At 71.1% G+C, this 26,664-nt stretch carries 25 protein-coding genes; 9 read left to right on the top strand and 16 right to left on the bottom strand.

What is annotated here, in order from left to right; genetic code table 11:
• Positions 1-327: 327 nt before the first annotated feature.
• The 6 genes from cobT to ACFU9P_RS21555 form a co-directional block, all read right to left on the bottom strand.
• A complete protein-coding gene (gene cobT / locus ACFU9P_RS21580; protein WP_384083227.1) occupies positions 328-3,885 on the bottom strand; it encodes a nicotinate-nucleotide--dimethylbenzimidazole phosphoribosyltransferase in 3,558 nt (1,185 codons plus the stop codon).
• Positions 3,886-4,230: 345 nt separating this feature from the next.
• Positions 4,231-5,451, bottom strand: a complete 1,221-nt coding sequence (gene cbiE, locus ACFU9P_RS21575; protein ID WP_384083224.1) for a precorrin-6y C5,15-methyltransferase (decarboxylating) subunit CbiE — start codon at positions 5,449-5,451, stop codon at positions 4,231-4,233.
• A 229-nt stretch (positions 5,452-5,680) separates the two neighbouring features.
• On the bottom strand, positions 5,681-6,319 hold the full coding sequence (locus ACFU9P_RS21570; protein WP_376373254.1) for a GNAT family N-acetyltransferase: 639 nt from the start codon (positions 6,317-6,319) through the stop codon (positions 5,681-5,683).
• Between the two features lie 188 nt (positions 6,320-6,507).
• Complete coding sequence (locus tag ACFU9P_RS21565; protein ID WP_376373252.1) at positions 6,508-7,374, bottom strand: MetQ/NlpA family ABC transporter substrate-binding protein; 867 nt, start codon at positions 7,372-7,374, stop codon at positions 6,508-6,510.
• 84 nt (positions 7,375-7,458) lie between these two features.
• Positions 7,459-8,130: a methionine ABC transporter permease gene (locus tag ACFU9P_RS21560; protein ID WP_376373249.1), complete on the bottom strand. Its 672-nt coding sequence runs from the start codon at positions 8,128-8,130 to the stop codon at positions 7,459-7,461.
• A complete protein-coding gene (locus ACFU9P_RS21555) occupies positions 8,127-9,227 on the bottom strand; it encodes a methionine ABC transporter ATP-binding protein (protein ID WP_384083219.1) in 1,101 nt (366 codons plus the stop codon). Before ACFU9P_RS21555 ends, ACFU9P_RS21560 begins: the two co-directional genes overlap by 4 nt.
• Positions 9,228-9,708: 481 nt before the next feature.
• Here ACFU9P_RS21555 and ACFU9P_RS21550 point away from each other — a divergent pair, with 481 nt between their 5' ends.
• Together ACFU9P_RS21550 and ACFU9P_RS21545 are read left to right on the top strand one after the other, a co-directional pair.
• Positions 9,709-10,068, top strand: coding sequence for a hypothetical protein (locus ACFU9P_RS21550; RefSeq protein WP_384083216.1), 360 nt, complete (start codon positions 9,709-9,711; stop codon positions 10,066-10,068).
• A 23-nt stretch (positions 10,069-10,091) separates the two neighbouring features.
• Positions 10,092-10,526: a hypothetical protein gene (locus ACFU9P_RS21545; RefSeq protein WP_384083504.1), complete on the top strand. Its 435-nt coding sequence runs from the start codon at positions 10,092-10,094 to the stop codon at positions 10,524-10,526.
• A 52-nt stretch (positions 10,527-10,578) separates the two neighbouring features.
• Here the strand turns inward: ACFU9P_RS21545 and ACFU9P_RS21540 are convergent, their stop codons facing one another.
• Entirely contained in the window at positions 10,579-11,082 is a 504-nt protein-coding gene (locus ACFU9P_RS21540) for a GNAT family N-acetyltransferase (protein WP_376373238.1), read from the bottom strand.
• A 248-nt stretch (positions 11,083-11,330) separates the two neighbouring features.
• Positions 11,331-12,485 carry a glycerophosphodiester phosphodiesterase gene (locus tag ACFU9P_RS21535; protein WP_376373235.1) on the bottom strand — a complete coding sequence of 385 codons (1,155 nt, stop codon included), beginning with the start codon at positions 12,483-12,485 and terminating at the stop codon, positions 11,331-11,333.
• Between the two features lie 267 nt (positions 12,486-12,752).
• Between ACFU9P_RS21535 and ACFU9P_RS21530 the strand changes: the two genes are divergently transcribed.
• The gene (locus tag ACFU9P_RS21530) at positions 12,753-13,382 is read left to right on the top strand and encodes a lysophospholipid acyltransferase family protein (protein ID WP_376373348.1); all 630 of its coding nucleotides are present in this window, start codon (positions 12,753-12,755) and stop codon (positions 13,380-13,382) included.
• A gap of 73 nt (positions 13,383-13,455) precedes the next feature.
• A complete protein-coding gene (locus tag ACFU9P_RS21525) occupies positions 13,456-13,971 on the top strand; it encodes a hypothetical protein (protein ID WP_384083211.1) in 516 nt (171 codons plus the stop codon).
• A 22-nt stretch (positions 13,972-13,993) separates the two neighbouring features.
• On the opposite strand, the gene argH is transcribed toward ACFU9P_RS21525, so the two are convergent.
• The 3 genes from argH to ACFU9P_RS21510 form a co-directional block, all read right to left on the bottom strand.
• Positions 13,994-15,430 carry an argininosuccinate lyase gene (gene argH / locus ACFU9P_RS21520; protein ID WP_384083208.1) on the bottom strand — a complete coding sequence of 479 codons (1,437 nt, stop codon included), beginning with the start codon at positions 15,428-15,430 and terminating at the stop codon, positions 13,994-13,996.
• A gap of 139 nt (positions 15,431-15,569) precedes the next feature.
• Positions 15,570-16,763, bottom strand: coding sequence for an argininosuccinate synthase (locus ACFU9P_RS21515; protein WP_384083205.1), 1,194 nt, complete (start codon positions 16,761-16,763; stop codon positions 15,570-15,572).
• Between the two features lie 91 nt (positions 16,764-16,854).
• On the bottom strand, positions 16,855-17,250 hold the full coding sequence (locus tag ACFU9P_RS21510; protein WP_384083202.1) for a DUF488 domain-containing protein: 396 nt from the start codon (positions 17,248-17,250) through the stop codon (positions 16,855-16,857).
• Positions 17,251-17,332: 82 nt separating this feature from the next.
• Between ACFU9P_RS21510 and ACFU9P_RS21505 the strand changes: the two genes are divergently transcribed.
• The 5 genes from ACFU9P_RS21505 to ACFU9P_RS21485 all read left to right on the top strand — a co-directional run bounded on the left by ACFU9P_RS21505 (position 17,333) and on the right by ACFU9P_RS21485 (position 21,657).
• The gene (locus ACFU9P_RS21505) at positions 17,333-17,914 is read left to right on the top strand and encodes a pyridoxamine 5'-phosphate oxidase family protein (RefSeq protein WP_376373223.1); all 582 of its coding nucleotides are present in this window, start codon (positions 17,333-17,335) and stop codon (positions 17,912-17,914) included.
• Between the two features lie 128 nt (positions 17,915-18,042).
• Positions 18,043-18,756: a L,D-transpeptidase gene (locus ACFU9P_RS21500; protein WP_384083199.1), complete on the top strand. Its 714-nt coding sequence runs from the start codon at positions 18,043-18,045 to the stop codon at positions 18,754-18,756.
• 185 nt (positions 18,757-18,941) lie between these two features.
• Positions 18,942-20,309 (top strand): ferric reductase-like transmembrane domain-containing protein, encoded by a 1,368-nt coding sequence (locus ACFU9P_RS21495; protein ID WP_384083501.1) that lies wholly within the window; start codon positions 18,942-18,944, stop codon positions 20,307-20,309.
• Positions 20,310-20,317: 8 nt separating this feature from the next.
• Positions 20,318-20,881, top strand: a complete 564-nt coding sequence (locus ACFU9P_RS21490) for an FMN-binding protein (RefSeq protein ID WP_384083196.1) — start codon at positions 20,318-20,320, stop codon at positions 20,879-20,881.
• Between the two features lie 8 nt (positions 20,882-20,889).
• Positions 20,890-21,657, top strand: a complete 768-nt coding sequence (locus tag ACFU9P_RS21485) for an FAD:protein FMN transferase (RefSeq protein WP_384083499.1) — start codon at positions 20,890-20,892, stop codon at positions 21,655-21,657.
• Positions 21,658-21,722: 65 nt separating this feature from the next.
• Here the strand turns inward: ACFU9P_RS21485 and ACFU9P_RS21480 are convergent, their stop codons facing one another.
• Genes ACFU9P_RS21480 through argC form a run of 5 tightly spaced genes read right to left on the bottom strand, consistent with a single transcriptional unit; the run spans position 21,723 to position 26,616 of the window.
• Positions 21,723-22,259 carry an arginine repressor gene (locus ACFU9P_RS21480; RefSeq protein WP_376373214.1) on the bottom strand — a complete coding sequence of 179 codons (537 nt, stop codon included), beginning with the start codon at positions 22,257-22,259 and terminating at the stop codon, positions 21,723-21,725.
• A 7-nt stretch (positions 22,260-22,266) separates the two neighbouring features.
• On the bottom strand, positions 22,267-23,475 hold the full coding sequence (locus ACFU9P_RS21475) for an acetylornithine transaminase (RefSeq protein ID WP_384083192.1): 1,209 nt from the start codon (positions 23,473-23,475) through the stop codon (positions 22,267-22,269).
• Complete coding sequence (gene argB, locus ACFU9P_RS21470) at positions 23,472-24,404, bottom strand: acetylglutamate kinase (RefSeq protein WP_376373209.1); 933 nt, start codon at positions 24,402-24,404, stop codon at positions 23,472-23,474. Before argB ends, ACFU9P_RS21475 begins: the two co-directional genes overlap by 4 nt.
• Positions 24,401-25,591: a bifunctional glutamate N-acetyltransferase/amino-acid acetyltransferase ArgJ gene (gene argJ, locus ACFU9P_RS21465; RefSeq protein WP_384083189.1), complete on the bottom strand. Its 1,191-nt coding sequence runs from the start codon at positions 25,589-25,591 to the stop codon at positions 24,401-24,403. The genes argB and argJ overlap by 4 nt, the downstream gene beginning before the upstream one ends.
• Positions 25,588-26,616: an N-acetyl-gamma-glutamyl-phosphate reductase gene (gene argC, locus ACFU9P_RS21460; protein ID WP_384083187.1), complete on the bottom strand. Its 1,029-nt coding sequence runs from the start codon at positions 26,614-26,616 to the stop codon at positions 25,588-25,590. The genes argJ and argC overlap by 4 nt, the downstream gene beginning before the upstream one ends.
• Positions 26,617-26,664: the final 48 nt, after the last annotated feature.

Below are 26,664 nucleotides of genomic sequence, written 5' to 3'. Positions count from 1 at the left end.
GCGAGTGCGCGTCCCGGGCGCCCGGGGTGCGGGGAGGGGGGCAAACCCCGGGACGCACCGGGTACGCCGCGAAGCCGGCGCCGGGGGTGCCGGGGGTGCCGGGGCGTCAGCCTCTACGTTCCTGTGGCGTCCGGGGGCCGCCCCGGGTTCGGGTAGGGGTGGGGTGGGGCGCCGAGCCCCGGGGCGCACCGGGGGCGCCGCGAAGCTGGCGCCATCGGGGGTGTGGGGGCGTCAGCCCCCGCACTCTTGTGGGGGCCGGGGCTTGCCCCGGAATCGGGTAGGGGCGGGGAGGGGAACAAACCCCCGGCCCCCGTGCCCCGGCGGGCGCTACTTCTCGGTTACTCCCGCCGAGTCGAACGTCGCCACCTCATGCATCACCCGCGCCGCACTCTGCACCACCGGAAGCGCCAGCAGCGCCCCCGTGCCCTCGCCCAGGCGGAGGTCCAGGTCGACCAGTGGGCGGAGGCCGAGTTTGTTGAGGGCCGCGACGTGGCCGGGTTCGGCGCTGCGGTGGCCGGCGATGCAGGCGGCCAGGGCCTCGGGGGCGATCGCCCGGGCGACCAGCGCCGCCGCGCCCGCGCTGACGCCGTCGAGGATCACCGGCGTACGGAGGGACGCGCCGCCGAGCAGGAAGCCGACCATGGCCGCGTGTTCGAGGCCGCCGACCGCCGCGAGGACACCGATGGGGTCGGCCGGGTCCGGCTGGTGGAGGTCCAGACCGCGGCGGACGACGTCGATCTTGCGGGCGTGCGTCTCGTCGTTGATACCCGTACCCCGCCCGGTCACCTCCGAGGCGTCCTGGCCGGTGTAGACGCAGATCAGCGCGGCGGACACGGTCGTGTTGGCGATGCCCATCTCACCGGTGAGCAGCGCCTTGTTGCCCGCCGCCACCAGATCGCGCGCCGTCTCGATACCGACCTCGATCGCCGCCAGGACCTCCTCGCGGCTCAGCGCGGGCCCTGTCGTGAAGTCCCCCGTACCGGCACGGACCTTGCGCGGCAACAGGCCCGGTGTCGCCGGGAGTTCGCCCGCGACACCGACATCGATGACGCACACCTCCGCGCCCACCTGCGTGGCGAACGCGTTGCACACCGCGCCCCCGCCCAGGAAGTTGGCCACCATCTGGCCGGTGACCTCCTGGGGCCATGGCGTCACACCCTGCGCGTGCACCCCGTGGTCGCCCGCGAAGATCGCCACGGCCGCCGGCTCCGGAATCGGCGGCGGGCACAGCCGCGACAACCCGCTGAGCTGCGCCGAGATGATCTCCAGCATGCCCAGCGCGCCCGCCGGCTTCGTCATCCGCTTCTGCCGCTCCCACGCCTCGCCGAGCGCCTTCGCGTCGAGCGGGCGGATACCGGCGATGGTCTCCTGGAGCAGATCGTGCGGCTCCTCGCCCGGCAGCGCCCTGCGGCCGTACGTCTCCTCGTGGACGACCCACGACAGCGGCCTGCGCTTGGACCACCCCGCCCGCATCAGCTCGGGCTCCTCGGGGAACTCGTCGACGTACCCGACGCACAGATACGACACGACTTCGAGATGCTCCGGCAGCCCCAGCGCGCGGACCATCTCGCGCTCGTCGAAGAAGCTGACCCAGCCGACCCCGAGCCCCTCGGCCCTGGCCGCGAGCCAGAGGTTCTCGACGGCGAGCGCCGAGGAGTACGGGGCCATCTGCGGCTGGGTGTGCCGGCCGAGGGTGTGCCGGCCGCCGCGCGTCGGGTCCGCGGTGACGACGATGTTCACCGGGGTTTCGAGGATGGCCTCGATCTTCAGTTCCTTGAACTGTTTCGCCCGGCCCTTGGGCAGCGACTTGGCGTACGCCTCGCGCTGACGCTGCGCCAGTTCGTGCATGGACCGGCGGGTCTCGGCGGAGCGGATGACGACGAAGTCCCAGGGCTGCGAGTGGCCCACGCTGGGCGCGGTGTGCGCGGCTTCCAGGACGCGGAGCAGGACCTCGTGCGGGATGGGGTCGGAACGGAAGCCGTTACGGATGTCCCGCCGCTCGCGCATCACCCGGAGCACGGCCTCGCGCTCGGCGTCGTCGAAGCCGGAGGCGGCGGGCGGGCCCTGCGGAACGACGGCCTCGGGCTCGGGAGCGGGCTCCTCGGCGGTTTCCGGCTGGAGCTGGGGCTCGGGGGTCGCCTCGGCCTGGAACTCGGCCTCGGCGATGGGGACTTGTACGGGGACGGGCACCGGCTCGGGCTCGGTCACGGGCGCGACTTCCGGTGCGGGCTCAACCTCCTGCACCGGTACGGGAATCGCCTCCTGCACCGGCTCGGGCTCCGCCGCCGGTTCCGGCGCGCTCTCGGCCACGGCGGCGGCCACCGCCACCGGCTCATCGGCCGCGGGCGGTTCCGCCACCAGCGCCGCTTCCGGCTGAAGCTCGGGCTCGGGCACCGCGGCGACAGCCTCGGCAGGCTGCGCCTCCGGTACGGATACGGCTACGGGCTCGGGCTCCGGTACGGTCTGCTCCTCCGGGGCCGACTGCGCCTCCGCCACGGGCTGCGCTTCCGTGACAGCCTCGGCCTGAGGTGCGGTCCCGGCCTGGATCACAGGCTCGGCCTGGACCGCGGACTCCTGCTCCGGAGCCGGTTCCGGGACGACCGTTTCTGCGTGCGCCTCCGGTGTCACCGGAGGTTCTGTCGTCCACGGCGCCCCGGCCTGCGGCGGAATCTCGCCGAGCTGCGGGCCCGGCAGGACGGCCGGTTCCGGTTCCTCGCGCGGGATGTCCAGATACTCCGGGCCGGTGGTGGGCGGCCCCTGGGTCTGGGCCCGTACGCGGACGGACTGGGTCGGGGTGCCCGCAGGGCCCCGGTCAGCGAGCGAGCGCACCACGCCGCCCGTCGGGTCGGGCACGGGCGGACCCATGTGCAGCGGGCGGCGCGGCGGAGCCTGGGGCGGCACCGGGGGCGCGGTCGACACGGGCGGCGGAACCCGTACGCCACTGAGGTCCACCGAACCGGAATCGCGGCCACCGGCCTCATGCGCACCCGGCTGGTGCAGCTTCTGGCCACGGCCGAGGGAACCCTGCGTGGGGCCCTGGGGCGCCGCCTGCTCCGGGACGTTGACGTTCGGGGCTTCCGGCGACTCCTGCGGCTGCGGTGCGCTCTGCTCCGGGCCCTGCGCCGCCACCGCTTCCGGCTCTGCGGGCGTCCCGGCAGGCGCCTCCTGGACCTGAACCGGCATCGCGAACTCGCCCGAGCCGTCAGCCCCGGCACCAGCACCAGCACCGGACCCGGCCACCGCGACCGGCCCCTGCGGCTCCCGCGCCATGAACTCGGCCTCGGCCTGCGCCTGGAACTCCTGCCGCGGCTCGGCCTGAACCGGAGCCTGGACCTGGACCTGGAGCCGCGGATCCGTCACCGGCACCTGCTGAACCGGCACCTGCGCCTCGACCCGCACCGCCCCCTGAGCCTGAACCTGCTGAACCTGAACCTGAGCCTCGACCTGCACCGGACCCTGCTCCGGGCCGAGACCCGGCCCCGGCACCTGAACCTGCGCCTGAGCGACCGGCGCCGCCACCGCCCCCGGCTGTTCTATGGGCGGCGCCTGCTGCTGCACCAGCACCTGCTCCGCCGCCCCGTAGCCCTCCGGAGCCCCATGAGCCCCGTAGGTCTCGGGCACCGCGAACCCGTACCCCCCGGGCGCGGGCATGGCGTACCCGTCCGGCGCCGCGTAGACCGCGGGCGCGGGCGCCTCCGCCGGTACCACCTGGGGGTCGCCCCACCCCCCCTGCGCGCTCGGCATCAGCAGCAGATCCTCGTCCTCGGTGACGGACTCGGAGGGACCGAGGTAGGTGTACGCGCCGGGAGCGTGGACGCCCGGCTGCTCCACCATGCCCGCGTCCTCCGGCAGTCCCTCGCCCAGGACCCGGCCGGTGTCAGTCATGCGTACCCCTCGCCCATTGGTTCTGCTCCTTCAGCCCTTCACCCGGGGCGCCCGATCCGCGGCGCTTCCGGCGCCCGTCAAGCACAACGAGCGTGGGCGCCGCGCGGCACGAACGGCCCGCGCCCGGCCCGGAGTCTCCCGGCTGCGCACGGTCCTTCGCCGCCATGGCAGAAGGCCTGCCACGGCCCGTTGTGGACTGCGCCACGTCGCGCGTCCCCCCGGTTTCGCCGTACCACATCGGGGTCCAAAAGGGTCCCCTTTTCCGGACATTGACGAACGAACCGACGAACGCCCGGCTGCGGTACAACGATCGGCCAGCCTACCGCGCGCGGCGCCCGAAGGGGGTCAGGGGCCGGTCTCCGGACGCTGCCCGGAGACCAGGAAAACGACCGAGCGCTCCCGCTCCGACCACGCTCCGGTGTCCAGGTCGACGGACTGGAGCAGCGCGCACTCCACCTCGTATCCGCCCTCTGCCAGGGCCCTTCCGACGGCCTCGGCCTCGTCCCGGGTGGCCGCGTGGGTGACGATGCGCTCGGGTCTGCGGTCGGCGCAGGCGACGACCACATCGATACCGCCGCCGCCGATCCGTACGACATCGGGTTCCGGCAGCCGCTCCAGGATCTGGGGCGCCCGGCCCTGGACGACCTGCATCTGAACTCCAGCGCGGCGGGCGGCCGCCGCGGTGCTGGCGCAGGCCCCCGGCTCGTCGTCGACGGCGATCACGGCCGCGCCGAAGCGGGCGGCCTCGGCGGCGAGCGCTCCGCTGCCGGAGCCGATGTCCCAGATCAGATCGCCGGTACGGGCGCCGAGTCTGGCCAGTTGGGCGGCGCGCAGCCAGGTCGACTCGCCCTCGTCGAGGTCGATGCCGTACTCCGCGGTGGGCAGCGCCCAGCCGCGTTCGGCCGGCGGGTATCCGGGGTCGCGGCCGGCGATCCAGCCGCCGGTGGGGGCTACGGCGGTGCCGACCCCGCCGATCACGATCACCACATTGGGGTCGCGCCAGACATGGTCGGCGGCCTTGTCGGAGGTGAGGACGCTGACCTGTTCCCGCTCGGTGCCCAGCTCCTCGCAGATGACGAAGGTGCGGTGGACTCCTTCGAGGAGCAGGGCGAGTTCGGCGGGCCCGGCGCCCGGGGAGGTGAGGACGGCGACCTTGGTGTGCGCCCGGCAGACATTGACGGCGCGGCGGAGCGTACGGCGCTGGGCGACGACCACCTGAGCGTCATCCCAGGCCATTCCGGCCCGCGCGAAGGCCCCGGCCACGGCGGAGACCGCGGGGACGACCTCGACCTCCAGGCCGTGTTCGGGGGCGCGGAGTGTCCGTACGACACCGAAGAAGCCCGGGTCGCCGTCGGCGAGGACCACGGCACTGCCGCGGTGCCCGGCGATCCGGCGGGCCGCCAGGTCTATCGAGCCGAGCCGGATGCGCTCGGCGTCGGGCGGCACCTCGGGGAGCGCGAGATGGTGGGCGGCCCCGGCCACCAGTGTGGCGGCCGAGAGGGCGGACCTGGCAGCAGCGGTGAGGGGCGAGCCGTCCCAGCCGATCACCGTGACGCGGTCGGCCATCGTCGTCAGTCTCCCGGAAGTCGTCGGGGTCGCTTGCGCCGCCCGTGGTGAGGTGTGGTCGAGCGCGGCGGAGCACAGCGGAGCGGCAGGGCACAGAGGAGCACGGCGAGACTACCTGACCAGGCATGGAGACCGCCGGGCGGTAGGGGTACGGCCGACCGCCGGTCCGGGCCCGCGCGCCCGGGTGCGGCGCGTACGGCCGGCTGCCGTCGGTTCCGGTCGGTGTCCGTCAGTTCCAGTCCGTGAAGGACGCGTACCCGCTCGCGTCGGCCATCTGCTCGGCCACGCCTTCGAGATCCTCGGGCAGCAGACTCCAGACGATCAGGTCGGTACGGATATCGGTCCAGCCGCCGTCCTCGGTCTGGGTACGCGCTATCCACGCGTGGCGCAGAACGCCCTCGCTGATGCAGCCGATCTTCTGCGCGACTTGCTGCGAGGCGGTGTTGTCGGCGGCGGTCCGTACTTCGATCCGCTCGAACTTCTGGTCTCGGAAGAGCCACTGCGCGACCGCCAGCGCCGATTCGGTGGCGTATCCCTCACCGCGCGCCCAGGGGGCGGTCACATAGGCCATCTCGGTGGAGAGCGCGTGCCAGTTGGTTCTGCGCAGCCGTACGATCCCGACCAGCCGCTGAGTGAGGAACTCGGTGACGGCGAAGGCGATTCCATGGCCTTCGAGGCGTTCGGCGGGGGCGATCCTGTCGACCCACCGTACGGCGTCCTCACGCGTATACGGATGGGGTACGGGCGTCCATGCCGTGACCAGCTCGTCGTTCATCATTTCGATGTGCGCCGGGATGTCCGCCCGCTCGAAGGAGCGCAGCACCAACCGCTCCGTGCTGATGGAAACGTCCGGAAAGGTGGTAGTCATGCACAGCTCCATGCCTCAGTCCGTCGTAAATGCACAGCATGCAGCATCGGATGGGGATGCGCATGGCCGGGTCGCCGGGAATGCGCGGGCCCCGGGTACGGAGACGTACGCGGGGCCCGCGGCGGCGGACTCGGAGACAAGAACGTTACTGCTCCGGTCACTTGGGCGGCACACTGACCACCCGGTGCCTACTGGACCGCGCCGAAGGAGGCCACGATGGAGCCGTCGAAGGTGTCCTCGATGTACTTCTTGACCTCGGGCGAGTTGAGGAGTGCCGCGAGCTTCTGCACCCGCGGGTCCTTCTCGTTGCCGCGCTTGACGGCGAGGAAGTTGGCGTACGGGTTGCCCTCGGACTTCTCCAGTGCGAGCGAGTCCTGAGCGGGCTTCAGCTCGGCCTCAAGGGCGTAGTTGCCGTTGATGACGGCGGCGTCGACATCATTGAGGGCGCGGGGCAGTGTGGCGGCCTCCAGCTCCTTGAATGCGATGCCCTTCGCGTCCTTGATGTCGGAGAGATTGGCGTCGATTCCGGCGCCGTCCTTGAGAGTGATCACACCGTTGTCGGCGAGCAGCTTGAGCGCGCGCCCCTCATTGGTGGTGTCATTCGGAATGGCGATGCTCTGGCCGGACTTGATGCCCTTGAGATCGTCGATCTTCTTGGAGTAGAGACCGAGCGGTTCCAGCTCGACATTGACGACGGGCACGATGTCGGTGCCGTTCTTCTTGTTGAAGTCGTCGAGATACGGCTTGTGCTGGAAGAAGTTCGCGTCGACCTCGCCGCTCTGGGTCGCGGTGTTCGGCAGGACGTAGTCGGTGAACTCCTTGACCTCCAGCTTGAGTCCCGCCTTCGCCGCGAGATTGTCCTTGACGAAGTTCAGGATGTCGGCGTGCGGTGTCGGGGACGCGGCGACGAGGAGCGGCTTGGACGTGTCGGCCGAGGCGCCCGAGCCCGCCTTGTCCGAGGAGCCGGGGTCGGAGGAGGTGCCGCAGGCGCTGAGGCCCAGGGCGAGGGCGGCGGTCGCGGCGACGGCCGCGGTGAATCTGACGGTGGTACGCACGAAGAGTGCCTCTTTCCACTGATGCGGGTGACGGAGCCCGGACAAGGAGTGCGGGCTGTGAAGGGGGCTTGGGGGTACGGGCGCTCAGGAGGCGGTGCGGCCGCGGCGTGCCAGCAGCCGCACGACACCGTCGCCGAGGAGCTGGACGGCTGTGACGATCACGATCAGGACCACGACCGTGGCGAGCATGAAGCCGTTCTCGAAGCGCTGGAATCCATAGGTGACGGCCTTGGAGCCCAGCCCCTCGCCGCCCACCGCCCCGGCCATCGCCGAGTAGCCGATGAGCGCGATGACGGTGGTGGTGACTCCGGCGACCAGGGAGGGCAGGGCCTGCGGCAGCAGCACCTTGCGGACGATGGTCGGTACGGAACCGCCCATCGCCTGGACCGCCTCGACCAGACCGTGGTCGACCTCCCGGACCGCGGTCTCGACAAGGCGCGCGAAGAAGGGGATCGCGCCGACCGCCAGCGGGACGATCATCGCGGTGGGGCCGATGAAGGTGCCGACGACAAAGGTGGTGAACGGGATCAGCGCGATCAGCAGGATGATGAACGGCAGCGAGCGGCCGATGTTCACGATCACCCCGACGACCTTGTTCACCGGGGCGTTCTGCAGCAGCCCGCCCTTGTCGGTGAGGACCAGCAGAATGCCGAGGGGCAGTCCGCCGAGGATGGTGACGAGCGCGGACCACAGCACCATGTAGAGCGTGTCGACGGTCCCCTGGGCCAGCAGGGGCTGCATCTCCGACCAGGTCACTTGGCTTCTTCCTTCACCGGCGCGGGCGTCTCGCCCTCTGATTCGTTCGCTGTGGGCTTCCGGGCGGGCTCGTTCTCCGACGGCGGGTCGTCCACGACTTCGGCCTGGAGGCCCTGTTCCCGCAGGAATCCGACCGGGACGACGTTCTCCTCGTAACCGCCGGGCAGTTCGATCCGCATCCGGCCGATCTGCCGCCCGCCGACGGTGTCCATCGCCGCACCCAGGATCGTGATGTCGATGTTGTACGTACGGGAGAGCTGCGAGATCACCGGGCGGGTCGCGGCCTCGCCGTGGAAGGTGACGTCGATGACCGTACGGCCGGGTCCCGAGGGGGCGCCGCCCACCGGGAACAGCTCCTGCGCGAGCTGCGAGCCGGGGGTGGCGAGGAGTTCGCCGACCGTGCCCGATTCGACGATCCGCCCCTTCTCCATCAGCGCGGCCGAGTCGCAGATCGTCTTGACGACCTCCATCTCGTGCGTGATCAGCAGAACGGTCAGCCCGAGCTGCTGGTTGAGATCACGGAGAAGCTGGAGGATCGAGCGGGTGGTCTCGGGGTCGAGTGCGCTGGTCGCCTCGTCGGAGAGCAGCACCTTGGGGTCGCCGGCCAGCGCGCGGGCGATACCGACCCGCTGCTTCTGGCCGCCGGAGAGCTGGGCGGGGTACGACGAGGCCTTGTCGGCGAGCCCGACCAGATCGAGCAGCTCCAGAGCGCGGCGGGCACGGTCCCGGCCGGAGACACCGAGGATCTCCAGGGGCAGTTCGACATTGTCCTGGACGGTCCGTGAGGACAGCAGATTGAAGTGCTGGAAGACCATGCCGATCGAACTGCGGGCGCGCCGCAGCTCCTTGCCGGCCCGCCGGCCGCGCCCGGCAAGCGCGGTGAGGTCCTGGCCGGCGACGGTCACCCGGCCCGCGGTGGGGCGTTCCAGGAGGTTGACGCAGCGGATGAGCGAGGACTTGCCCGCGCCGCTCTGTCCGACGACACCGAAGACCTCGCCCTCGCGGACATGCAGGTCCACGCTGTCGAGTGCGGTGATGTCGCGGCCTCGTGACGCGGCTGACCGGTAGATCTTGGTCAGACCGGTAGTAGTGATCACAGGGGTATCCATCACTGTCGAGTGCACGGCGAAGTGGTGGCCGGGCACGGGGCGTTCGTCATTCGGACGTGCGGGGGCCGCCGACGCGCGATGGCTTCATGGCGTACGGACGCGGTACGGCGCGGCAGGGCGACGCCGATGCCGGGGCGCGAGGCTCAGGCAGGGGCCCTCAGTTGGCGCACATTCGACACAGACAACGAGCACCGGGCGTCAGGGTCGCCTCGGTCGCGGGAACGCGGTAGCTCGTCGTGGTCATGCCGCAAGTAAAGCAGACATCAAGAGACTCCCAGCGGCTCGTCCGCATATCGGACAATCCTGTCTCACTCCTGCACCAGGGGTACGAGGACGGGCTCAGGGACGGCCACAGGGCACGCGGAGGGCCGACGCAGGGACGCGCGCGAGGCCGGGCTCGGTGGCGGGCACAGTGGCGGGCGCGGGGCCGCGCGCGGGGTGCCTTTTGCGCCGTAATACGCTCGGGCCCATGCTTGTCGCCCTGACGGTCGCGGTCTCCGTGGCCGCGCTCGCCCTCGCCGCCTGGTGCGGTTTCGCCGCCCTGCGCGACCAGCCCACCAAGGACTGGCACTTCATCGGCATGGCGGTGGTGTCCGCGCTGGCGCTGGTGCAGTTGGTGATCGGGATCACTCAGCTCGCGCGTGGCGAGAAGCCCGACCAGGGTTCGGTGATCTTTGTCTCGTATCTGATCGGCGCGCTGCTCGCGGTGCCGGCGGCCGGTTTTCTGTCATTGGCCGAGCGGACCCGCTGGGGTTCGACGACGGTGGCCGCGGGCGCGGTCGTCCTGGCCGTGCTGGAAGTACGGCTCCACGACATCTGGGGAGGCTGACGATGGGCGAGCCCACTACCGGTATGAAAACGGAGCCGAGGAACGGGGAGAGCGGAGACGACAGCAACCATGACGGGCGCCTCGTCCGCGGCCCCGGCCTCCTGCTGGTGTGGCTGTACGGCGTGATGTCGGTGGGCGCGGTCTCCCGGTCGGTGTACCAGATCGCGACCGAGTTCGAGCACGCGCCGCTGGCGTACGCGCTCTCCGCCGTGGCGGCCCTCGTCTACGCGTTCATCACGTACACGCTCGTACGCGGCGGGGAGACGGCGCGGAAGGCGGCGCTGGTGTGCTGCGCCGCCGAACTCGCGGGTGTGCTGACCGTCGGGACCTGGACGCTGGCCGAGCCCTCGGCCTTCCCGGACGCCACGGTCTGGTCGGACTACGGCATGGGTTACCTCTTCATCCCGGTGCTGCTGCCGGTCACCGGGATCCTGTGGCTGCGGAAGGCCCGGCGCTGAGCCCTGTCGTCGGACTGCGCCCGTCCGGCCGGAGGCCGGGCCACGACCCGCGTCAGGCGCTGGCCGCGTACGCGCCCAGACCGGCCGGCTTCTCCAGGGTGACCAGCTTCAGCCGCGGGCCTATCTCCTCCGCCGATACGGCCGTGTAACCACGGCTGCGGTAGAGCCGGAGATTGCCCTCGCTGCGGTGGCCGGTGAAGAGCTGGAATCGCTTGGCCGCCGACTCGGCCGCGAAGTGCGCCTCGATGGCGTCGAGCAGCCGGCCGCCGAGACCGTGGTGGCGCAGCCGGGGGTGGACGATGAGCTTCGCGATCCGGGCGGTGCCCGCCGCGTCGACACTTCCCCGTACGGAAGCGACCACTTCCTCACCGAGGCGCGCGACCAGGCAGTGCCCACGGCCGATCTCGGCCTTCAGGTCGTCGAGCGTCTGGGTGAGCGGCTCGATGGTGTAGTCGCCGTACAGCTCGGCCTCTTGCTGGTAGCACAGGTACTGCAGCTTCAGAATGTGCTCCGCGTCCTGCGTGCTCGCCGCTGACATGGTCACGCTCATGCCCATGTGTGCATGCCTCCCGCTCACCTGATCCGCCGGTTGTCTACCGCTCCTTTCCCCACGGTTCAGGAGCAGCAACCTCCGCCGCCAGTAATCTGCGCAGGCATTCCAGGCATTTCACCCACAAAGAGGCCAAGTTGCCCTGTGACATACCCAACTCGCCCGCGTTTTCGCGGTTGGCGGGTTCGGACGGTCACTCCCCGGCCGGGCGATCACCCGGCCGGGGAAAGCACCTGGCAGCTCCGTCAGCCGTGTCAGCGGCCGAGGAAGTCCGCCCGCGCCAGCAGACCCGTGTCCGGGTTGTCGGTGAAGATGCCGTCGATGCCCGTGGCGAAGTACGCGCGGAAGGCGCCGAAGGCGTCGCCGTACGCGTTCGGGTCCGTGCCCCGGCGGAAGTCGGCCGGCAGGAAGGAGTTCTCGTTGCGCATCGTGTACGGGTGGAGGATCAGGCCCTTCGCGTGGGCGTCCCGTACCAGCGTGGTGGGCGTGGTGAGCTTGCCCGAGGCGTCCTTCGGGATGATCAGGTCGAGCGTCGGGCCGATGCCCTGCGCGTAGGACGCGATCCACTTCAGGCCCGCGGGCTTGATCAGGTCGTCGGTCGTGCGCGGGTCGCCCGTCGCCTGGAAGTCCCACGGGCGGGTGCCGGCGCCGGAGAGCAGCACGACACCGGGCGAGTCGACCAGCCCGGCCAGCCGCTGGATGCTGGTCGGCTCGAAGGACTGGAGGAAGATCGCGGAGTCCTTGCGGTCGCGGCCGTAGCGGCGGAGCAGCTTCGCGAGGCGCTCCTCCAGGCCCAGGCCGATCCCCCGGAAGTAGGTGGGGTGCTTGGTCTCGGTGTAGAGCCAGACCCGGCGGCCGAGGCGGCGGCCCTGCTCGTCCGCCCAGCGCAGCACCTCTTCGAAGGTGGGGATCTCCCAGCGGCCGTTGTAGAGGGTGCTGTGCTGGCGGGTGCCCGGGATGCGCTCGGTGGCACGCAGCGTCTTCAGCTCGGCGAGCGTGAAGTCCTCGGTGAACCAGCCCGTGATGCTGACACCGTCGACCGACTTGGTGGTCTTGCGGCTCGCGAACTCCGGGTGGGCCGCGACATCGGTGGTGCCGGTGATGTCGTTCTCGTGGCGGCAGACCAGGTGGCCGTCCTTGGTGGGCACCAGGTCCTGCTCGATCACATGCGCGCCGAGGTCCAGGGCGTGCTGGTACGAGCCGAGGGTGTGCTCGGGACGGTAGCCGCTGGCCCCGCGGTGGCCCACGATCGTGAGGGCGGGCAGCTCCGGGCGGGAGGACCCGTGGCCGCCCCGGCCGCGCTCGGTGGCCTGCGCCGTGGCGGGCAGTGCCATGGCGGCGGCCGAGCCGAGCACCGCCGCTCCCAGTACGGTCCGCCGGCCGGGCGTGTTCCGCGCACCCTGTGTCATGAACGCTCCTTGATGTGATGTTTTGCACCTGTCAAACGAGCCCGAGCGTAGGCCGCGGTGTCTGCCGCGGGGGAGACCTCGGACGAACGTGGCGCAAACACATGTCAACAGCGCGTATCCAGCCAGTGAACCCGATGTGCGAACCCCAGGAGCCGCGAGTAACGTGCTCACCTGCGGAGATGTTCACTCTCCGTCCCTCGCCGTTCCCCGACTCCGGAGGACCCGTTGTCCCGCTTCGCGCTCATCAAGGCAGCGCTCGGACCGATCATGCGCCTGATGTTCCGCACCCGTGTGGAGGGCGCCGAGAACATTCCGGGGAGCGGGCCGGTGATCCTCGCCGGCAACCATCTCACCTTCATCGACTCGATGATCCTGCCGCTGGTCTGCGACCGTCAGGTCTTCTTCATCGGCAAGGACGAGTACGTCACGGGCAAGGGGTTCAAGGGCCGGGCGATGGCCTGGTTCTTCACCGGTGTGGGCATGATCCCGGTGGACCGGGACGGCGGGCGCGGCGGGGTCGCGGCGCTGATGACGGGCCGCCGGGTGCTGGAACAGGGCAGGATCTTCGGTATCTACCCGGAGGGCACCCGCTCCCCCGACGGCCGCCTCTACCGCGGCCGTACGGGCATCGCGCGGCTGACGCTGATGACGGGCGCGCCGGTGGTGCCGTTCGCCATGATCGGTACGGACAAGCTCCAGCCGAACGGTACGGGCATGCCGCGCACCGGCAAGGTGACGGTCCGCTTCGGCAAGCCGATGGAGTTCTCCCGCTACGAGGGCATGGACCGGGACCGCTATGTGCTGCGGGCGGTGACGGACTCGGTGATGGCCGAGGTCATGGAGCTGTCGGGGCAGGAGTACGTGGACATGTACGCCACGAAGGCCAAGGCCGCCTGACCGTGCCGCCGGGTCGCCAACCCGCCCGGGTCCTGGGCGGGTTGGGAACGCGGCACCGGGAAGGACCATCCGTATGAAGCCGCTGCTGCTGATCGATGTCGACGGTCCGCTCAATCCGTACGGGGCACTGGCCGCCCCCGAGCCGCCGTACGGCTATGCGAGGCATCTGATGCGGCCCTCGCTCTGGACGCGGACGCGGCCGGACGCGCTCCCGGTGCTCCTCAATCCGGACCATGGCACGGAGCTGCGGGCGCTCAGCGGGCTGTACGAGCTGGTGTGGGCGACGACCTGGGAGGACGACGCCAACGAGTGGATAGGCCCGCTCCTGGGGCTGCCCGAGCTGCCGTACATCGCCTGGCCGGAAACACACGGATGGGCCCCTCGCGGGACCCTGTGGAAGACGCAGTACGTCCTGGAGTACGCGAAGGGGCGGCCGTTCGCGTGGGTCGACGACGAGATCACCTCGTACGACCGGGAGTGGGTGGACCAACAGCACCTCGCCGCCGCCCTGTTGCTGTATGTCGATCCCCGCACCGGACTGACCCGGCCGGACTTCGACACACTTGAGGACTGGGCGGCGGCGCTGTAGCGGCTCTGCGGTCGCCGGGGGGCTAGCGCTTGACGGTCTTGGCGTCCGCCCAGGCGTGCTGTATCACCAGATCGGCCTTGACCTCGGAGAGCTGGACGGCCACCGCCGACGGCGCCGTACCGCCCCTGCCGTTACGGGACGCCAGCGCGCCCTGCACATTGAGCACCGACCGGACCTCGGGCGTGAGGTGCGGGGAGATCTTCGCGAACTGCTCGTCCGTCAGCCCGTCCAGCTCGATGCCCAGCGCCTCGCACTCCTTGACGCACTCCCCCGCGACCTCGTGCGCCACCCGGAACGGCACGCCCTGCCGTACCAGCCACTCGGCGATGTCCGTGGCGAGCGAGAAGCCGGCCGGGGCCAGCTCCTCCATGCGCTCCCGGTTGACGGTCAGCGTCGCCATCATCCCGGTGAACGCGGGCAGCAGGACCTCCAACTGGTCGCAGGAGTCAAAGACCGGCTCCTTGTCCTCCTGGAGATCGCGGTTGTAGGCGAGCGGCAGGGCCTTCAGGGTGGCGAGCAGCCCGGTGAGATTGCCGATCAGCCGGCCCGACTTGCCGCGCGCCAGCTCCGCGATGTCCGGGTTCTTCTTCTGCGGCATGATCGACGAGCCGGTGGAGAAGGCGTCGTGGAGGGTGACGAAGGAGAACTCCTTCGTGTTCCAGAGGATGACCTCCTCGGCGATCCGGGACAGATTGACGCCGATCATCGCGGTGATGAAGGCGAACTCGGCGACGAAGTCGCGGGAGGCCGTGCCGTCGATGGAGTTGCCGGAGGAGCCGCGTTCGAAGCCGAGGTCGGCGGCGACCGCCTCCGGGTCGAGCCCGAGCGACGAGCCCGCCAGGGCTCCGGAACCGTACGGGGAGACCGCCGTGCGCTTGTCCCACTGCCGCAGCCGCTCCGCGTCCCGGGACAGCGCCTGCGTGTGCGCCAGCACATGGTGCGCGAAGAGAACGGGCTGGGCGTGCTGGAGGTGCGTACGGCCCGGCATCGCGAGCCGCGGATGCGCCTCCGCCAGCCCGACCAGCGCGTCCTGGAGCTCCGCGAGCAGCCCGCCGATGATCCGGGCGTGGTCGCGGAGGTACATCCGGAAGAGGGTGGCCACCTGGTCGTTGCGGGACCGTCCGGCGCGGAGCTTGCCGCCGAGGTCGGGGCCGAGGCGCTCCAGCAGCCCGCGCTCCAGGGCCGTGTGGACGTCCTCGTCGGCGATGGTGCCGGTGAACGAGCCGTCGGCGACATCCGCTTCGAGCCGGTCGAGCCCGGCCAGCATCCGGGTCAGCTCGTCGGCGGTGAGCAGTCCGGCCTTGTGCAGGACGCGGGCGTGGGCACGGGAGCCGGCGATGTCGTACGGCGCGAGCCGCCAGTCGAAGTGGACCGACGCGGAGAGCTTGGCCAGGGCCTCGGCGGGGCCGTCGGCGAACCTGCCTCCCCAGAGCCGGACGTCACCGTTGTTGCTGCTCACTGCTGCTTGCTCCTTGAAGGGGTCGGAAAGTACGGCCGCCTCCCCGCTTCGGAGGAACGGGGAGGCGGACCGGCTGCTGTGCGCCTGCTGCGTGCCTGTGACGCGCTTGCGCCGCGCCGTACGGCGCGGAGGCTCCGGCTCAGGCGAGGTCGCGCTTGGAGGCGATCTTCGAGGAGAGACCGAAGATCTCGATGAAGCCCTGCGCCTTGGACTGGTCGAAGGTGTCGCCCGAGTCGTAGGTGGCGAGGTTGAAGTCGTAGAGCGACTCCTGCGAACGGCGTCCGGTGACGACGGCCCGGCCGCCGTGCAGGGTCATCCGGATGTCGCCCGTGACGTGCTCGTTCGCCTCGTTGATAAAGCCGTCGAGGGCGCGCTTGAGCGGCGAGAACCACAGACCGTCGTAGACCAGCTCGCCCCAGCGCTGCTCGACCTGCCGCTTGTAGCGGGCCAGCTCGCGCTCGACGGTGACGTTCTCCAGCTCCTGGTGGGCGGTGATCAGCGCGATCGCGCCGGGAGCCTCGTACACCTCGCGGGACTTGATGCCCACGAGCCGGTCCTCGACGATGTCGATCCGGCCGATGCCCTGGGCGCCGGCCCGCTCGTTGAGCTGCTGGATCGCCTGGAGGACGGTGACGGGCTTGCCGTCGATGGCGACCGGGACGCCCTGGGCGAAGGAGATGGTGACCTCGTCGGCCTCGCGGGCGACGGCCGGGTTCTGGGTGTATTCGTAGATGTCCTCGATCGGCGCGTTCCAGATGTCCTCCAGGAAGCCCGTCTCGACGGCCCGCCCGAAGACGTTCTGGTCGATGGAGTACGGCGACTTCTTGGTGGTCGCGATCGGGAGGTTCTTGTCCTCGCAGAAGGCGATCGCCTTGTCCCGGGTCATCGCGTAGTCGCGGACCGGGGCGATGCACTTCAGATCGGGGCCGAGCGCGGAGATACCGGCCTCGAACCGCACCTGGTCGTTGCCCTTGCCGGTGCAGCCGTGGGCGACGGTGCCGGCGCCGTGCTTCTTGGCCGCGGCGACGAGGTGCTTGACGATCGTCGGCCGGGAGAGGGCCGAGACCAGCGGGTAGCGGTCCATGTAGAGGGCGTTGGCCTTGACCGCCGGGAGGCAGTACTCCTCGGCGAACTCGTCCTTGGCGTCCGCGACCTCGGCCTCGACGGCACCGCAGGCGAGCGCGCGCTTGCGGATCACGTCCAGGTCCTCGCCGCCCTGGCCGACATCCACGGCGACGGCGATGACCTCGGCGCCCGTCTCCTCGGCGATCCATCCGATGGCGACGGAGGTGTCCAGGCCGCCCGAGTAGGCGAGTACGACGCGCTCGGTCACGGGTATCTCCTTACGGTGCATTCACTGATGGGTATAACTATGCGATGCACCGTATGGTTTTGTCAACGCGGTCCCCTGGGCCCCGACGCCCTCAGTGGTGCGCTCCCACTTCGGCCGCCAGCAGCGGTGCGTGCGAGTAGCGCAGGTCCTTGGTGGCCGTGAGCAGGGTGACGGTGTTCCCGGCGGCCAGTTCGCGCAGCCGGGCCAGCGCCTCCGTGTGGTCCGGAGCCGCCAGCTCCTGTCCGTACCGGCCGGCGAACTCCTCGAACCGGGCGGGATCGTGCCCGTACCACGCGCGCAGCTCCGCCGACGGCGCGGCGTCCTTGAGCCACTCGTCGACCGCGGCGGCCTCCTTCGCCAGCCCGCGCGGCCAGAGCCGGTCGACCAGGACGCGGGTGCCGTCCGCCGGCTCCGGTGCCTCGTAGACCCGGCGGACCCGTACCTCGTGCTGCTGTCTTTCCGTTGCCTTCTTCGTTGTCCTCGCCATCGCTCCATCGTCGGTCCGGCGCGGCCGTCCCACGACTCGGAAACCTTCGACGGGGCCGGGCGGGGCGCGGATAATCCGGGGTATGGGAAAGCTCTACGAACGGATCGACGGCCGGATACGCACCTTCATCGAGGAACAGCCCGTCTTCTTCACCGCCACCGCGCCCCTGGCGGACGACGGCCATGTCAATCTCTCGCCCAAGGGGCGGGCCGGGACCCTCGTTGTGATCGACGAGATGACGCTGGCCTATCTCGACTTCGGCGGCAGCGGCGCCGAGACCATCGCCCATCTCCGGGAGAACGGGCGCATCACGCTGATGTGGTGCGCGTTCGCCGGACCGCCCAAGGTGCTGCGGGTGCACGGCCGCGGGGAGCCGGTTTTCCGTGACGATCCGCGCTGGGCCGAGTACATCCCGTACTTCAAGGACACCGACGGGCCCTCAGCCCGAGCGATCATCGTGATCCACGCGCTGCGCATCGGGGACGCCTGCGGGTTCGCGGTGCCGTTCATGGACTACCGGGAGGAGCGGACACAGCACGCCGAGCACTTCGGCCGCAAGACGGACGAGGAGTTCGCCGCGTACTGCGCGAAGAAGGATCATGTCGGGGTGAGCCTGGACGGGCTGCCGGCACTGCCACTGCCGCTGCCCGCGCGTACGGACTGAGTACGGCGCGCACGAACCGAACCGGCTGCGTACGGGACGGACGGCGCACGGGACACGACGGGTGGGAGGCGGCCGGACGGAGTAAGCCCGGGAGGCCGTGCCCGGCCGCCCGGCATACGGTCCGGAGCATGCGCCCCGTTCTGCTGATCGCCGCCGCCCTGCTCGCCGCCGTCACCGCCGCACCCGCCGCCCCGGCCTCCGCCGCCGGTGTCCCGCTTCCCGAACGGGTGGCGGACACCGGCGGCGGCAGCCAGCTCATCACCGCTCAGGCCCCGCGTACCGGAGCGACCAAGGGCCGGGTGACCTGGTGGGACCGGCGCGGCGGGCGGTGGGTGAAGGCCGGGTCCGCCGCCGCGCGCTTCGGATCGGGCGGACTGGTCGACGGCGGCAGGCGCACACAGGGCACCTCGACGACTCCGACCGGGGTGTACGACCTGCCGTACGCGTTCGGGACCGCCCCTGCACCCGCGGGGACGAGGACCGGCTACCGCAGGATCACGCATGCCTCCTGGTGGTGCCAGGACACGGCCTCGCGCTCGTACAACCGCTGGGTCGAGGGCCTGCCCGGGGACTGCCGGGCAGGGCACTCCGAGCGGCTGGCCGACTACCGCACGCAGTACGGCCACGGCATGGTCATCGGCTACAACTACGACCGGCCGGTGCGTGGCCGGGGCGCCGGGATCTTCCTCCATGTCAACGGGAAGGGCGCGACCGAGGGATGTGTGTCCGTGCCGCGCCGGGCGATGAGCCGCATCCTGGCCTGGGCGGATCCGCGCCGGGCACCGCACATCGCGATCGGCACGCCGTCGGGACGGACGGCCATCACCGCCGTGACCGGCTGAGCCGCTGAGCCGCTGAGCCCTCGGGCCACTGCGCCCTCGAACCACTGAACCGCTGAGCTTTCAGGCGCCTGTCGGAAGAGGGTCCGGGCCGAACTCATCGTTTCCTCATGCCACTTCGTTGAACCCGCCGCCGCTCATATCCGTATCGGCGGTCACGGAGGAAGTTGAGGAGCACCCCTGTGACGATGTTGCACAACGGGCGGGCCGCCAGACGGCAGACCATGCGCGCGATACGCCCGCGCCGGTCGGGCGCGCTGCCGCTGCTGGTGCTGTGGTGGGCGGGCACGGCGGCCGTGGCGGCGCTGTGGTGGCAGAACACCCCGGTCGTCCATGTCGACCTGACCGAGTGGCTGCTCGGCGCGGGCCGGCTCACCGGGCTGCTGGGCGGTTACACGATCGCGGTCGTCGTGCTGCTGATGGCCCGGGTCCCCGCGCTGGAGCGGCGGGTGGGATCCGACCGGGTGACGCGCTGGCACGCGACGAGCGGACGGTACGGGGTCGGCCTGGTGATCGCCCATGTCCCGCTGACCGTCGCGGGGTACGCGGCCCAGGCGAACTCCGGATTCGTGGCGCAGACCGTCACGACGGTGACCACCTTCCCCCGGATGATGGAGGCGACCGCCGGGACCGTACTGCTCCTGATGATCGGCTTTGTCTCGGCGGGCGCGGTGCGACGCCGGATGCGGTACGAGACCTGGTACTACCTCCATCTGCTGACGTACGCCGCGGTCTATCTGAGCTTCTGGCATCAACTCGCCACCGGCGCCGAGTTCGTGGGCAACGCGACGGCCCGTACGGCGTGGTACGCGCTGTACGGCACGGCCGGCGCCCTGCTCGTCTGGTACCGGGTGCTGGCTCCGGTCCGGCTCAACCGGCGCCACCGGATGCGGGTCGAGCGGGTGGTGCCCGAGGCGCCCGGGGTGGTCTCCGTACTGATCACCGGACAGCGGCTGCACCGGATCGGTGCCCAGCCCGGCCAGTTCTTCCGCTGGCGGTTCCTGGCCGACGGGCTGCGCTGGAGCTCCAATCCGTACTCCCTGTCGGCGCCGCCGCGGCCGGATCTGCTGCGGATCACCGTGAAGGCGAACGGCGAGCACAGCGAGGCCCTGGCCGGTCTTGAGCCGGGCACCCGGGTCTGGGCCGAGGGCCCGTACGGTGCGATGACGGCGGCGCGGCGCAGCAGGGAGAAGGTGCTGATGATCGCGGGCGGCGCCGGAATCACCCCGATGCGGGCGCTGTTCGAGACGCTGCCCGGCGGTCCCGGCGATCTGACCCTGCTCTACCGGGCGAGCAAGACCGAGGATCTGGCGCTCTGGAAGGAGCTGCGGGCGATCGCGTCGGCGCGGGGGGCGCAGCTGCTGTACGCGGTCAACGGTCCTGACGGGGTACGGCCGGAGATCACCCCGCAGCGGCTGCGGGAGCTGCTGCCGGACATCGACGAGCACGATGTCTTTCTGTGCGGGCCCGACGGGCTGGCGCGCCAGTCGTACGAAGCACTGCGCGAGGCGGGCGTGCCGACCCGTCGTATCCATCACGAGTCGTTCGAAATGTGAGGCAGGCGATGAAGAGAAGGCATCCGTTCCGGCGGATCATGGTCGGGGTCGCGGCGACCGCGACAGGGGTGGCGCTGCTGCTCGCGCTGAAGCAGCCGGGCGGCTCGTCGGTGGCGGGGGCGACGGCCCGGGGCGGTACGGGAGTGCTTCCCGCCGCATCCGCCCCGGCCGCTGGTTCTGGTCCTGACGCCGGTCCTGGTTCTGACGCTGGTTCTGCTCCGGACGCCGGTTCTGGTTCCGACGCCGGTTCTGGTTCCGACGCGGCGGAGGGTGCGGCCGGGGGTGGGGCTGCGGAGGCGCGGACCGTGGTCGGCGATGCCGTGGACACCCAGTACGGCCCGGTACAGGTGCAGATCACCCTCAGCGGCGGCCGGATCACCGCGGCCGACGCGGTCAAGGCCCCGGACAGCGACGCCCAGAGCCAGTCGGTCACCGCGAACGCGGTCCCGCGGTTGAACGAGGCCGCCGTCACCGCGCAGAACGCGGGGATCGACACCGTGTCCGGCGCCAGCTACACCAGCGAGGGCTACCGGAACTCCCTCCAGAGCGCCCTCGACAAGGCCGGGGTCTGATGCCGGACATGGACGGGCGGCTGCACCATGTCGAGGAGTCGATGGGGACGGTCTTCTCGTTCGACATCCGGGGGGTACGGAACGAGCCCGCGGCCCGGGCCGCTCTGCGGGCGGCCGTGTCCTGGCTGCACCGGGTCGACGAGGTCTTCTCGACCTTCCGCCCCGGCAGCGAGATCGCGCGGCTGGGCCGGGGCGAACTGGCCCTGGCCGACTGCGCGCCCAAGGTCCGCGAGGTGCTGGAGCTGTGCGCGGAGGCGGAGCGGGAGAGCGGGGGCTGGTTCACCGTACGGTACGCGGGCGGTCTCGATCCGACGGGCCTGGTGAAGGGCTGGGCGGTGGAGCAGGCGGTACGGATCCTCGCCGCGTCCGGCGCCGGTGCCGTCTGCCTGAACGGCGGCGGGGATGTCCAACTGCTGGGCGGGCCCTGGCGGGTGGGGATCGCGGATCCGCTCCGCCCCGGCGAACTGGCCACGGTGGTCGAGGCCGACGGCCCCTTGGCGGTGGCCACCTCGGGGCCGGCCGAACGCGGCTGCCACATCCTGGACCCCCGTACGGGCGAACCGCCGGCCGACGCTCTCGCCTCGCTCACCGTGGTCACCCCCGAGGGTCTGACCTGGGCCGATGTCCGGGCGACAGCCGCGTACGCCATGGGCGCCGCCCGGGCCCGCACCTGGCTGGAGGCCTTGCCCGGCACCGAGGCATTCGCGGTCACCGCCACCGGGGAGCGGTGGATGACGACCGGTTTCCACCGCCATACGGCAGAGGTGACCGCCTGAAGTCCGGCTCGACTCACGGAACCGGACTCGGAACCGGACCCGGCTCACCGTGCGGGCAGCCGGGTTCAGCGGTTCTTCTGAGCCAGTTTCAGCAGATGGTCCGCGAGGGCCTGGCCGCCCGCCGGGTCCCGGCTGATCAGCATCAAGGTGTCGTCGCCCGCGATGGTGCCGAGGATGTCGCTCAGCTCCGCCTGGTCGATGGCCGAGGCCAGGAACTGGGCCGCGCCCGGCGGGGTGCGCAGGACGACCAGATTGGCCGAGGCCTCGGCGGAGATGAGGAGTTCACCGGCGAGGCGGCGCATCCGTTCCTCCTTCGCCGACTCGCCGAGCGGGGCGTGCGGGGTGCGGAAGCCGCCCTCGCTGGGGACCGCGTAGATCAGTTCACCGCCGGTGTTGCGGATCTTCACCGCGCCCAGTTCGTCCAGGTCCCGGGAGAGCGTCGCCTGGGTGACGCTCAGTCCGTCGTCCCCGAGCAGTTTCGCCAACTGGCTCTGGGAGCGCACCGGTTGCCGGTTCAGGATGTCGACGATCCTGCGGTGGCGGGCGGTTCTGGTCTGCGGCACGGCCTGCCCGCCGTGCTCGGTCCCCTGGTCCTCGGTCATCGTCGTCTCATTCCCCGGTTCGTCCTTCCCCGTACGCGCCGTACGCGCTGTCGAGGATGCCGGGGAGCGCCCGGAGCAGCGTGTCGGCCTCGGCGTCGCCGATGATCAGCGGGGGCATCAGCCGTACGACGTCGGGGGCGGGCACGTTCACCAGGAGTCCGGCACCCTGAGCCGCCTGTTGCGCCTGGGGCGCGAGCGGTTCGGTGAGCACGATACCCAGGAGGAGTCCTGAGCCGCGGACATGGGAGACCAGCGGGTGGCCGAGCGCCTCGATGCCGTCGCGCAGCTTCTCGCCCAGCCGCTTCACCTGGTCGAGCAGTCCGTCGGCGGCGATCGTGTCCAGTACGGCGAGTCCGGCGGCGCAGGCGACCGGGTTGCCGCCGAAGGTCGTACCGTGCTGGCCCGGCTTGAGGAGGTCGGCGGCCGGTCCGAAGGCGACCGTCGCGCCGAGCGGCAGTCCGCCGCCGAGGCCCTTGGCGAGAGTGACCACATCGGGCTCGACGCCCTGGTGCGCCTGGTGCTCGAACCAGTGGCCCGTCCGGCCGATGCCCGTCTGCACCTCGTCCAGGACGAGCAGGGTGCCGGTGGCGCGGGTGATCTCGCGGGCCGCCTCCAGATAGCCCCGGGGCGGTACGACCACACCGTTCTCGCCCTGGATCGGCTCGATGATCACCAGCGCCGTCTCCTCGGTGACCGCGGCCCGCAGCGCCTCGGTGTCCCCGTACGGCACATGCGTGACCTCGCCGGGCAGCGGCAGGAACGGCTGCCGCTTGGGGGGCTGGCCGGTGAGGGCGAGCGCGCCCATGGTGCGGCCGTGGAAGCCGCCGTCGGTGGCGACCATGTGCTGACGGCCCGTCAGACGGCCGATCTTGAAGGCGGCTTCGTTCGCCTCGGCGCCGGAGTTGCAGAAGAACACCCGTCCCGGGCGGCCGAAGAGCTGGATCAGCCGTTCGGCGAGGGCGACGGGCGGCTCGGCGACATAGAGGTTGGAGACATGGCCGAGTGAGGCGATCTGCCGGGAGACCGCCCCGACGATCGCGGGGTGCGCGTGGCCGAGGGCGTTGACCGCGATGCCGCCGACGAAGTCGGTGTACTCGGTGCCCTCGGCGTCCCAGACGCGGGCGCCGTCACCACGTACGAGGGACAGCTTGGGCGTACCGTAGTTGTCCGCCATGACGCCCTGCCAGCGCTGCGACAGCTCCTCGTTGCCGGTCATTTCGCTTCCCCTTCAGATGCGTTGAGTCCGTCGGGCCCGACGGGTGCGTCGGGTACGACCATCGTGCCGATGCCCGAGTCGGTGAAGATCTCCAGCAGGATCGCGTGCGGGACCCGCCCGTCCAGCACCCGCGCCGTCCTGACCCCGTTGCGTACGGCGTACAGGCACCCCTCCATCTTGGGCACCATGCCGCTGGACAGCTCGGGCAGCAGCTTCTCCAGCTCGGTCGCGGTGAGCCGGCTGATCACGTCGTCGCTGTTCGGCCAGTCCTCGTACAGCCCCTCGACATCGGTGAGGACCATCAGCGTCTCGGCGCCCAGCGCGGCGGCGAGCGCGGCGGCGGCGGTGTCGGCGTTGACGTTGTAGACATGCCCGTCGTCGGCGCTGCGCGCGATGGAGGAGATCACCGGGATCCGGCCGTCGCCGAGCAGCGCCTCGATGGCGCCCGTGTCGATCGCGGTGATCTCGCCGACCCGCCCGATGTCGACCAGCTCGCCGTCGATGAGCGGCCGGTGCCGGGTGGCGGAGATCGTACGGGCGTCCTCGCCGGTCATACCGACGGCGAGCGGACCGTGCTGGTTGAGCAGCCCGACCAGCTCGCGCTGGACCTGTCCGGCCAGCACCATCCGTACGACGTCCATCGCCTCCGGGGTGGTGACGCGCAGGCCCGCCTTGAACTCGCTGACCAGGCCGTGCCGGTCGAGCTGCGCGTTGATCTGCGGGCCGCCGCCGTGCACCACGACGGGCTTGAGGCCGGCCTGCCGCAGAAAGACGACGTCCTGGGCGAAGGCGGCCTTGAGGTCCTCGTCGACCATGGCGTTGCCGCCGAACTTGATGACGACGGTCCTGCCGTTGTGCCGGGTCAGCCAGGGCAGCGCCTCGATGAGGATCTGCGCCTTGGGCAGCGCGGTGTGCTTGCGGGCGGTCATGAGCTGTACGCGCTGTTCTCGTGGACGTACTCGGCGGTGAGGTCATTGGTCCAGATGACCGCGGAGTCCGTGCCCGCGGCGAGGTCGGCGGTGATCCGTACCTCGCGGTAGCGCATGTCGACCAGCTCGCGGTCCTCGCCGACGGCGCCGTTGCGGCAGACCCAGACGTCGTTGATGGCGACATTGAGCCGGTCGGGGTCGAAGACGGCGCCGGTGGTGCCGATGGCGGAGAGGACCCGACCCCAGTTCGGGTCCTCGCCGTGGACGGCGCACTTGAGGAGGTTGTTACGGGCGATGGAGCGACCCGCCTCGACGGCGTCGTCCTCGCTCGCGGCGTTGATCACTTCGATCCGGATGTCCTTGGAGGCGCCCTCGGCGTCCCCGATGAGCTGACGCGCCAGATCGGCGCAGACCGTACGGACGGCCTCGGCGAACTCCTCGTACCCGGGCGTCACAGCGGACGCGCCGGAGGCGAGCAGCAGCACGGTGTCATTGGTGGACATGCAGCCGTCGGAGTCGACCCGGTCGAAGGTGGTACGGGTGGCCGCGCGCAGCGCCGAGTCCAGCTCGGGCCCCTCGACATCGGCGTCGGTGGTGAGGACGACGAGCATGGTGGCGAGGCCGGGGGCGAGCATGCCCGCGCCCTTGGCCATACCGCCCACGGTCCAGCTGGCACCGCCCGCGACGGCGGTCTTGTGGACGGTGTCGGTGGTCTTGATGGCGATGGCGGCCTTCTCGCCGCCGTGCTCGGACAGCTCGGCGGCGGCTTTCTCGATACCGGGCAGGAGCTTGTCCATCGGCAGGAGCAGCCCGATGAGACCGGTGGAGGCGACGGCGATCTCACCGGCGCTGTGCTCGTCCCCGCCGGGCTGCTCGTCGCCGCCGATACCGCTGTTGAGGACCTCGGCAACCTTCTCGGCGGTGGCGTGGGTGTCCTGGAAGCCCTTCGGGCCCGTACAGGCGTTGGCGCCGCCGGAGTTGAGGACGACCGCGCTGACCTGGCCGCCCTTGAGGACCTGCTCGGACCAGAGGACGGGGGCGGCCTTGACACGGTTGGAGGTGAAGACGCCCGCGGCGGCTCGGCGCGGCCCCCTGTTGACCACGAGGGCCAGGTCCGGGTTGCCGTTCTCCTTGATTCCGGCCGCGATGCCCGCCGCCGTGAACCCCTTCGCTGCGGTGACGCTCAAGGTGCCACTCCGATCGTGGAAAGTCCGGTGTCCTCGGGGAGTCCGAGGGCGATGTTCATGCTCTGCAGCGCGCCGCCGGCGGTGCCCTTGGTGAGGTTGTCGACGGCGCTGATCGCGATGATGCGGCCCGCGGACCCGTCGTGGGCGACCTGGATCTGTACGGCGTTGGAACCGTAGACGGACGCCGTCGCGGGCCACTGCCCTTCGGGGAGCAGATGTACGAAGGGCTCGTCCGCGAAGGCCTTCTCGTAGGCGTCCCGTATGTCCTGGTACGTCACGCCGGGCCGGGCCTTGGCGGAGCAGGTGGCGAGGATGCCGCGGGGCATCGGGGCGAGGGTCGGGGTGAAGGAGACGGTGACCGGCTCGCCGGCGGCCGCGCTGAGGTTCTGGATCATCTCGGGGGTGTGCCGGTGGCCGCCGCCGACGCCGTACGGGCTCATGGAGCTCATGACCTCGGAGCCCAGCAGATGCGGCTTGGCGGTCCTGCCCGCGCCGGAGGTGCCGGAGGCGGCGGTGATCACCGCCTCGGGCTCGGCCAGGCCCGCCGTGTACGCGGGGAAGAGCGCGAGCGAGACGGCGGTGGGATAGCAGCCGGGCACCGCGACGCGCTTGGACCCCTCCAGCGCGGCGCGGGCGCCCGGCAGTTCGGGGAGCCCGTAGGGCCAGGTCCCGGCATGAGCCGAACCGTAGAACCGCTCCCAGTCGGCGGCGTCCTTCAGCCGGAAGTCGGCGCCCAGGTCGATGACCAGGACATCCTCGCCGAGCTGCGCCGCGACCGCGGCGGACTGCCCGTGCGGCAGCGCGAGAAAGACGACATCGTGCCCGGCGAGCACCTCACCGGTGGTCGCCTCCAGCACCCGCCCGGCCAGCGGTACGAGATGCGGCTGAACCCCTCCGAGCCGCTGCCCGGCACTGGAATTCCCGGTGAGGACCCCGATCTCGACCCCGGGATGCCCGAGCAGCAGCCGCAGCATCTCCCCGCCCGCGTACCCGCTCGCCCCTGCCACTGCCACGCGTACAGCCATCGAAAGCCCTCCTCAGCGATGGCATGACTATACGTTTCTCCGCAGCTT

This window comes from Streptomyces sp. NPDC057617, assembly GCF_042800555.1.
Taxonomy (GTDB): domain Bacteria; phylum Actinomycetota; class Actinomycetes; order Streptomycetales; family Streptomycetaceae; genus Streptomyces.
The sequence above is the reverse complement of the archived record's forward strand: the minus strand, read 5'-3'. Positions and strand labels throughout refer to the sequence as shown.